The following is a 6,619-nucleotide window of genomic DNA, read 5'->3' as shown; positions in this document are numbered from 1 at the left end:
CGACTTGCATGTGTTAGGCCTGCCGCCAGCGTTCAATCTGAGCCATGATCAAACTCTTCAATTTAAGATTTTGTTCGGCTCAATGAATACTGAACATTACATAAGTAATGTTTGAATTGACTGTGCTCTTATTGGTTTTCACTTTTAAAAAGTGAAATAAAACAGCTCAAGGCTGCTTTCCAATTCGAATGGTCACTTCGTATCATTGAAACCTAATTTGAAACCGAAGTTTCTAATTGGATTATCATCAACGAGTGCCCACACAGATTGATAGGTCTATATTGTTAAAGAGCAACTCTTCTTTGTGATTGACATCACTCCGGAAGAGGCGGCCATTCTAGCGAGATAATTTATTGTGTCAAACACTTTCTTCAAATTATTTCGTTTTTCTTTTCAGCCTTATCAACTTCGCTTAAACCCTTGTGAGCCCTTGCCCTGTCGACGAGGAGGCATTATAGAGATCGCGCTCACATTGGCAAGCGTTATTTTTCAAAAATTGCAAAAAATAATGGTTAAACGATGAGTTTTCGATCAAAGCTTTATTTATTCAACTTTGCCCCAAGAACTCGCACAGCTTATCCACAGAGTTATTCTATAAGGCGTGTTTTTCAGGTGCTATAATAAAGAAAGCTGCTTTATTGCAGCTTTCTTTATTTACTCTAAACTCGATTTAAAAGTCATTATGGTTATATGCCGGACCCATCTTGTTCTGAACCATCATCTTCATGTAAACCACACTCTCGTTTTAAACCAAAGAATCGAGTTTCTTCCTCTGACATTCCCGGCTCCCATTTACGAGTGGTATGAGTATCACCAACTGAAAGGTAACCTTCATCCCACAATGGGTGGTATTTAAGGCCGTGTTGTTCTAAGTAGTAATGGACGTCTTTATTAGTCCAGTCAATTACGGGCAAAAACTTAAACACACCGTTCTGAATTGATAGTATCGGTAAACCTGCTCGTGATTTACTTTGCTCTCGACGTAGTCCAGAGAACCACGTTCCAACATTAAGCTCTTTTAGCGCTCGACGCATTGGCTCCACTTTATTGAGCTTGTTGTATTTTTCAATTCCCTCTACACCCTGCTCCCATAACTTTCCATATCGAGCCTCTTGCCAATTCGCACTTTCTTTCGCTCGATAAACTTTTAAGTTTAGGTTGAGAGCATCTGTCAGCTCATCAATGAATTGATAGGTTTCAGCAAACAGGTATCCTGTATCGGTTAGAATGACGGGGATATCCGCTTTGACTTGAGTAACTAAATGAAGCATAACCGCGGCTTGAATACCAAAACTAGAAGAAACCGCAAACTCGCCCTCTAGATTCTCTAAAGCCCACTTTACTCTATCTTGTGCCGAAAGCTTTTCGAGCTCGACATTAATTTGAGCAAGACGGAGGATTTGCTCCGTCTTTGTTAATGTCAATAACTCTGTAAGCTCAAGCCTGGATGCTACAGAATCAAGCATGAAAGTCCCTCTTTGATACGAGCACTTCTTGGATTATACCAGCACGAATAGTGAAATCGCCAAAGGCTTCGCCTTCTTCACGCTCTTTCGACCATCGAGCCACCAGCAGATCAATCTCTTCTAAGATTTGCTTATCCGTGATGTTCTCTTTGTACATTTTTGGTACTCGAGTACCAGCACGGTTACCACCTAAATGTAGGTTGTAACGACCTGGCGCTTTACCCACTAAACCAATTTCAGCCAACATGGCGCGACCACAACCGTTTGGACACCCAGTTACACGCAAAATGATGTTGTCATTTTCTGGTAGGTTGTGCTTTTCCAAAATCCCCTCCACATCAGTAACAAACTGAGGAAGGAAACGCTCTGCCTCTGCCATCGCTAGCGGACACGTTGGAAAGGCAACACACGCCATTGAGTTTTTGCGCTGCTCACTGATATTGTCATCCATCAAGCCATGTTCACGAGCGATCTTTTCGATCTTCGCTTTTTCGCTTTTAGGTACCCCCGCAACAATTAAGTTCTGGTTGGCAGTCATACGTAAATCGCCTTTATGGATTTTGGCAATTTCAGCAACACCCGTTTTAAGTGGTTTACCTGGGAAGTCCAGCAGACGACCATTTTCGATGAAAAGTGCTAAGTGATGTTTACCATCAATTCCTTCTACCCAACCAATACGGTCACCACGCTCAGTAAACTCGTACGGGCGGCTTGCTTCAAACTGAATGCCTGCTCGCTTTTCGACTTCGGCTTTAAAGACATCAGTACCTACACGGTCAAGTGTGTATTTGGTTTTGGCATTCTTACGGTTTGAGCGATTACCCCAATCACGCTGAGTGGTAACCACCGCAGCTGCAACATCAAGCGTTTTCTCTAATGGGATGAAACCTAAGTCGTCAGCGCGGCGCGGATAAGTTGACGTATCACCATGTGTCATCGCTAGGCCGCCGCCAACTAAAACGTTAAAGCCTACCAACTTGCCGTTATCCGCAATTGCTACGAAGTTAAGATCATTGGCATGAACGTCTACGTCATTTTGCGGTGGGATCACCACCGTCGTTTTAAACTTACGCGGTAAATAGTTTTTACCCAGAATAGGCTCATCTTCTTCAGTTTCAGTGCTTTCTACTTTCTCACCGTCCAGCCAAATCTCAGCGTAAGCACGTGTTTTTGGAAGCAGGTGTTCACTGATCTTCTTCGCCCATTCATAAGCTTCTTGATGAAGTTCTGATTCGACCGGGTTAGTGGTACACAACACGTTACGGTTTACATCACCCGCGGTTGCAATCGAATCAATGCCAATACTGTTGAGCGTTTGATGCATCAACTTAATATTCGGTTTCAATACTCCATGAAACTGGAACGTTTGGCGCGTCGTTAGACGAATACTTCCATATAAAGAGTGCTCCGTTGCGAACTTGTCGATCGCTAACCATTGCGTTGGCGTGATGATGCCTCCAGGCATGCGAGCACGAAGCATCACGTTATGCAATGGCTCTAGCTTTTGCTTTGTGCGTTCATTACGGATATCACGATCGTCTTGCTGATACATACCGTGGAAACGAATTAACTGGAAGTTGTCGGCAGTAAAGCCACCAGTAATACGGTCCTGTAAATCTTGCTCAATGGTGCCACGTAATAAGTTACTTTCTCGCTTCAGGCGCTCGTTATCAGATAGCGGCCCTAACTCTTCACCTAATACAACCTGCTTATTATTGTCCGTAGAAAAAGTCATTAGTACACATCCCTCTGATAACGTTTCGCTTTACGTAGGTCATTAATAAATTGTTCTGCATCGTCACGCGGCATCTTGCCTTCTTGTTCAGCAACGATAACCAGTGCGTCGTGCACATCTTTTGCCATACGCGTTGCATCACCGCAGACATAGATATAAGCGCCTTCTTGGATCCACTGCCACACTTGAGCTGCGTTTTCTAAGATGCGGTGCTGTACGTAAACTTTTTCTACTTGGTCACGACTAAAGGCAACATCCAATCGGCTTAGTACTCCTGACTTGAGGTACTTTTGCCATTCCACTTGGTACAAGAAGTCTTGAGTGAACGTGCGATCACCAAAGAACAACCAGTTTTTGCCTTCAGCATCACGGTTTTCACGTTCCTGAATAAAGCTACGGAATGGTGCGATCCCAGTGCCCGGACCCACCATGATAATTGGAGTGCTATCATCTTCCGGCAGTTTGAAGTTGTTGTTATGCTCAACGAATACTTTAACTTCATCTCCCTCTTCGAGACGCTGTGCTAAGAAGCTAGACGCACCACCATATCGTTTTTCGTCGTTTTGTTCGTACTCAACCAAAGCAACCGTTAGGTGTACTTCTTCATCGACCTCTTCTTGGCTTGATGCAATAGAGTAAAGGCGAGGAGTAAGACGACGAAGCAAACTAATCAACTCATCTGCGGTTAACTTGGTTTTCTTCTCTGCCAATACATCAACAATTTGAGTATTAGCAGAGTACTCGCGAAGTTTATCTTTATCGTCAACCAGCTTTTGTAGCTTCTTGCTACCGGATAACTCGGCAAACTTTGTAATGAGCTGTGGGTTAGATGTTGTGATTTCATATTTACTCACGAGAGCACTATGAATTGACAAGCTTTCACCATCAACGTCAACGGTCTCAACCCCAGACAAACCGACCTTACCAAGAATGGCATTTGCAAGTTCTGAGCTATTTTCAAACCACACACCTAGCGCATCACCAGGCTGATACGTTAACCCCGAACCTTCCAAGTCAATTTCTATATGACGAACATCCTTTCCAGAATCACGCCCCGTGATTTTTTGACTGGTCAGTAACGTCGCTGTGTATGGGTTTTGTTTATTGTAAGGAGAGTGCGCAGTCGCCGCCTGACACACCGGAAGTTGAACCACATCCGCTTCAGTGCCAGAAGAAAGCGTATCTTTTACCTTACCTAACGCATTCTTACGCCATTCAGCTGCTGGTGCTTCATAATCCACATCGCAATCAAGACGATCGATAAATGGGGTCGCGCCTAACTTTGATAGGTAAGCGTCGAAGTCTTTACCGGTTTGGCAGAAGAATTCGTAGCTCGAGTCACCCAGAGCAATAACGCCATATTGAAGGTTTGACAGCTTAGGAGCTTTCTTAGATTGCAAAAACTCGTGTAGCTCTATAGCGTTATCTGGTGCTTCGCCTTCGCCATTCGTCGATGCCACAATAATGACATGTGTTTCTTTGGCTAAGTTTTTACCTTTGTAATCACTTGCATCAAAAAGTTCGACAGCAATTCCTTCTGCTTTTGCTTCCTGCTCTAAAACTTCAGCAACGCCTTTAGCGTTGCCAGTTTGGGAAGCAAAAATAATACTCAACTTACCTGCAGGCTTCGCTGATACGGCTGCCGTCGCTTGTGCAATTGGCGTTACCGCTGTATTTGGTTGATTTTGAGCTAATCCCCAAAAATACCCACTGACCCAAGCAAGTTGCTGTGAAGACAACTCAGAGACAGTTTGTTGGAGTGAGCTAATTTGTTGGTCATTCAGAGGGCTTGCGATTGGAGGAGTTCCTCCTTGCCCATTATTATCTTCAGACACATTCTTGTGAGAATACTCATTCTTTTGAAAAGACATTATCACGACATCCCTATTCATTGCGTGACGATAGAGTACCCACTCTCCTTAATAACAAGAAAGAATAGAAGTGAATGTTTTATAACTTTTTGGAAGTAAGAACGGCTTACTTTTTGCTCATCGATCTTCAATGCGGACTTGTTGAAAGCCTACTGCCATTGCCGATTTTGACGCTGCATCCAAATCTTCATAAAGACATTCTTCACCATGACTGTCCGTCAGAAAAACAAAACCACCGCGCGCATGTCTGAATTCCACAACCCAGCCACCCTCTTGGATTGCAGGTTCAATAATCGCTTCGACAAGCTGGTTTTCACGGAATAGATGTCTTAGTTCGTTTATTGTCATCGCTATCCCTGCTTTAACTTTCACATTGCTCCTAGGTAAGCATGGTCTAAGTCAGCAAAATAGGCAGAAAATTCGATTGGATATAATGAAGTGATATAAAAAAACGCCGCTTATAAAGCGACGTTTTAAAAAAATCGAGTATCTAATCTGGCTGCATTTAGAATGCGTATTCTGCACTCACAAAAAAGCCGTTAGCAAAAATAAACTCTTTCCCTAGATCCGACATGAATTTCTCGGACTCCAAATCAATCACGCGGTAACCACCACGAAAAGCCAGTTGAGCTTTTTCGAGCGGTACATGGTATTGAACACCTGCCATGAAATCAGTGCTTTTGATACCTTTGTTGTCACCAAAGTTTATCTCACCAATCACATCAAAATTTGTGTCCGGAACTTGAATCTCTGCGTAGCCGTACCAAGCCCAAATCAGCTCATCAAACTCTTCTATACGCTTGTTTGAGCCAGCATCAATGTATTTAGTGTCACTTAAATTACTGAATGTAACACCCGCATCAAAATGCAATAAATCATGCTCCAGAACTTGGTAGTACATGGTTAAATCGAGCTTATCGAACCCCATGTAGTCCGCATCAACACTTGAGTAACGAAGGCGCGCATTAGGAACGTATTTAACATCATGTTCAATCGCCGCGTAAAATGCGCCTGTTGTGCTGCTATCTCGTCTTACTTCATTTACTTTAGTGTCAGCAGCCCAGATCTCTGCGCCGACTTTCGTCGATACAGAATATTCTGCAAAAACAGGAAAAGATACTGCCAACGATAATGCTGTTAAAGCGATGGTCGCTTTATTTGTCATGTAGTGTGTACTCCGAGATAGCTGATGTTCACGTTGAAGACGTGAGAGGAAATATACCATACTCTCACGTCTCTCTATCAACTAAATCATGTCACTCGTTATTTATAGCGGGGCTGGGCAACGTAATTCTTGAAGAACCAAACACCCAATGCAATCACGATTAACCATGGCAATAGTTTGAGTACCGCTCCGACCATTCCCAGTAAAAACATCACAACTAACGCAATACCGGTTGCTGCGAATACGGTCATCATTGTGATACCGGTAACCAATAGGGTCGCCGCAAAGACTAAAATAAAGATTAGCTCCAACATAATCACTTCTCCATTTGTTTTTAATAAACACAGCAGTTTCCATACCAACTTATCAAGATGACGATAAA

The 6,619-nt window shown here is 43.2% G+C and carries 6 protein-coding genes and 1 rRNA gene; all 7 read right to left on the bottom strand.

What is annotated here, in order from left to right; all coding sequences use genetic code 11:
- Positions 1–64, bottom strand: a 16S ribosomal RNA gene (locus L3V27_RS22205); the annotation flags it as partial.
- Positions 65–686: 622 nt separating this feature from the next.
- Entirely contained in the window at positions 687–1,466 is a 780-nt protein-coding gene (locus L3V27_RS22200; protein ID WP_006743230.1) for a phosphoadenylyl-sulfate reductase, read from the bottom strand.
- Positions 1,459–3,201, bottom strand: coding sequence for an assimilatory sulfite reductase (NADPH) hemoprotein subunit (gene cysI / locus L3V27_RS22195; RefSeq protein ID WP_237312739.1), 1,743 nt, complete (start codon positions 3,199–3,201; stop codon positions 1,459–1,461). The genes L3V27_RS22200 and cysI overlap by 8 nt, the downstream gene beginning before the upstream one ends.
- Positions 3,201–5,072: an assimilatory sulfite reductase (NADPH) flavoprotein subunit gene (locus L3V27_RS22190; RefSeq protein WP_237312737.1), complete on the bottom strand. Its 1,872-nt coding sequence runs from the start codon at positions 5,070–5,072 to the stop codon at positions 3,201–3,203. The genes cysI and L3V27_RS22190 overlap by 1 nt, the downstream gene beginning before the upstream one ends.
- 117 nt (positions 5,073–5,189) lie before the next feature.
- Positions 5,190–5,420: a hypothetical protein gene (locus L3V27_RS22185; protein ID WP_005455817.1), complete on the bottom strand. Its 231-nt coding sequence runs from the start codon at positions 5,418–5,420 to the stop codon at positions 5,190–5,192.
- 157 nt (positions 5,421–5,577) lie between these two features.
- Positions 5,578–6,237 carry a TIGR04219 family outer membrane beta-barrel protein gene (locus L3V27_RS22180; RefSeq protein ID WP_048626708.1) on the bottom strand — a complete coding sequence of 220 codons (660 nt, stop codon included), beginning with the start codon at positions 6,235–6,237 and terminating at the stop codon, positions 5,578–5,580.
- A gap of 98 nt (positions 6,238–6,335) precedes the next feature.
- Positions 6,336–6,551 carry an envelope stress response protein PspG gene (gene pspG, locus L3V27_RS22175; protein ID WP_005398086.1) on the bottom strand — a complete coding sequence of 72 codons (216 nt, stop codon included), beginning with the start codon at positions 6,549–6,551 and terminating at the stop codon, positions 6,336–6,338.
- Positions 6,552–6,619 lie beyond the last annotated feature (68 nt).

The organism is Vibrio sp. J2-3(2022) (genome assembly GCF_021725735.1).
GTDB classification, from domain to species: Bacteria; Pseudomonadota; Gammaproteobacteria; order Enterobacterales; family Vibrionaceae; genus Vibrio; species Vibrio diabolicus.
This window is presented reverse-complemented; position numbering and strand designations above follow the sequence as displayed.

Coding starts and splice junctions, on each gene's coding strand:
- L3V27_RS22200 (WP_006743230.1), bottom strand. CDS start 1,466: ATGCTTGATTCTGTAGCATCCAGGCTTGAGCTTACAGAGTTATTGACA.
- cysI (WP_237312739.1), bottom strand. CDS start 3,201: ATGACTTTTTCTACGGACAATAATAAGCAGGTTGTATTAGGTGAAGAG.
- L3V27_RS22190 (WP_237312737.1), bottom strand. CDS start 5,072: ATGTCTTTTCAAAAGAATGAGTATTCTCACAAGAATGTGTCTGAAGAT.
- L3V27_RS22185 (WP_005455817.1), bottom strand. CDS start 5,420: ATGACAATAAACGAACTAAGACATCTATTCCGTGAAAACCAGCTTGTC.
- L3V27_RS22180 (WP_048626708.1), bottom strand. CDS start 6,237: ATGACAAATAAAGCGACCATCGCTTTAACAGCATTATCGTTGGCAGTA.
- pspG (WP_005398086.1), bottom strand. CDS start 6,551: ATGTTGGAGCTAATCTTTATTTTAGTCTTTGCGGCGACCCTATTGGTT.